Source organism: Pseudomonas sp. B14(2017), assembly GCF_002113255.1.
GTDB classification, from domain to species: domain Bacteria; phylum Pseudomonadota; class Gammaproteobacteria; order Pseudomonadales; family Pseudomonadaceae; genus Aquipseudomonas; species Aquipseudomonas putida_Z.
Genome location: NZ_NEJY01000049.1, coordinates 1 through 1,702 on the forward strand (window position 1 = coordinate 1; position 1,702 = coordinate 1,702).

1 protein-coding gene is annotated in these 1,702 nt (G+C 60.2%); it reads left to right on the plus strand.

What is annotated here, in order from left to right; genetic code table 11:
* A partial coding sequence (locus tag CAG34_RS28940; protein ID WP_371858064.1) for an immunoglobulin-like domain-containing protein occupies positions 1-1,702 on the plus strand: 1,702 nt, incomplete at both ends.

Sequence of the window (1,702 nt, forward strand, 5' to 3'; positions counted from 1 at the left end):
TGAGACGATCACCATCGCCGCCGGTTCGAAAGAAGCGTCGATCACCATCGATGCCCCAAGCGACGACGTCTACGTCGATGCCGAAAACCTGAGCGTGACTGTCACCGGCACCACCGGTGGTGACTTCGAGAAGCTCGACGTCAGCAGCACTGCGGCTGTGACCAAGGTCACTGACACCATCGACACCACTACCGTCACCCTGACGGCGACTTCGACTGTCGCTGAAGGCGGCGTGGTGACTTACACCGCTTCGGTCAACCACAAAGTCACCGGTTCCGATCTGGTGGTGAAGTTGGCCAACGGTCAGACCATTACCATTCCGGTGGGCGAGTCGTCTGCTTCGGTGCCATTCACCGCACCGAACAACGTCCACAACACCAACCTGGACCTGACCAACAAGATCACCGACATCTCGGGCGGCAATTACGAGAAGACCGTGGCCGTTGGTGAACCGGTGACCACTGTCACCGACAATCCGGCGACTCCGGATGTCACCACGCTCACCCTGACCGCGACGGACACCGTGGCTGAAGGCGGCAAGATCACCTATACCGCCACCCTGACCAACAAGGCCGGCACTGACCTGGTGATCAAGCTGAGCAACGGTGAAACCATCACCATCGCCGCTGGCTCGAAAGAAGCCTCGATCACTATCGATGCACCAAGCGACGACGTCTACGTCGATGCCGAAGACTTGAGCGTAACCGTCACCGGCACCACCGGTGGCGACTTCGAGAAACTCGACGTCAGCAGCACTGCGGCTGTGACCAAGGTCACCGACACCATCGACACCACCACCGTGACCCTGACCGCCACGCAAAGTGTGGTCGAGGGCGGCGTGGTGACTTACACCGCGTCGGTCAACCACAAGGTCACCGGTTCTGATCTGGTAGTGAAACTGGCCAACGGCCAGACCATCACCATCCCGGTGGGTGAGTCGTCTGCTTCGGTACCGTTCACTGCACCGAACAACGTGCACAACACCAACCTGGATCTGACCAACAAGATCACCGACATCTCGGGCGGCAATTACGAGAAGACCGTGGCGGTTGGCGAGCCAGTGACGACTGTCACCGATAATCCGGCGACTCCGGACGTCACCACGCTCACCCTGACCGCTACAGATACCGTGGCCGAAGGCGGCAAGATCACCTACACCGCCACCTTGACCAACAAGGCCGGTACCGACCTGGTGATCAAGCTGAGCAACGGCGAGACAATCACCATCGCCGCGGGCTCGAAGGAAGCCTCGATCACCATTGATGCCCCAAGCGACGACGTGTACGTCGATGCCGAAGACCTCAGCGTGACCGTTACCGGCACCACCGGTGGCGACTTCGAGAAACTCGACGTCAGCAGTACTGCGGCCGTGACCAAGGTCACCGACACCATCGACACCACCACCGTCACCCTGACGGCGACTTCGACTGTCGCTGAAGGCGGCGTGGTGACCTACACCGCATCGGTCAACCACAAAGTCACCGGTTCCGATCTGGTGGTGAAGTTGGCCAACGGCCAGACCATCACCATTCCAGTGGGCGAGTCGTCGGCATCGGTGCCGTTCACTGCACCAGACAACGTCCACAGCACCAACCCGGATCTCACCAACAAGATCACCGATATCTCGGGCGGCAACTACGAGAAGACCGTGGCCACCGGCGAGCCGGTGACAACCGTGACCGATGGTCCAGGTACCAAGGAC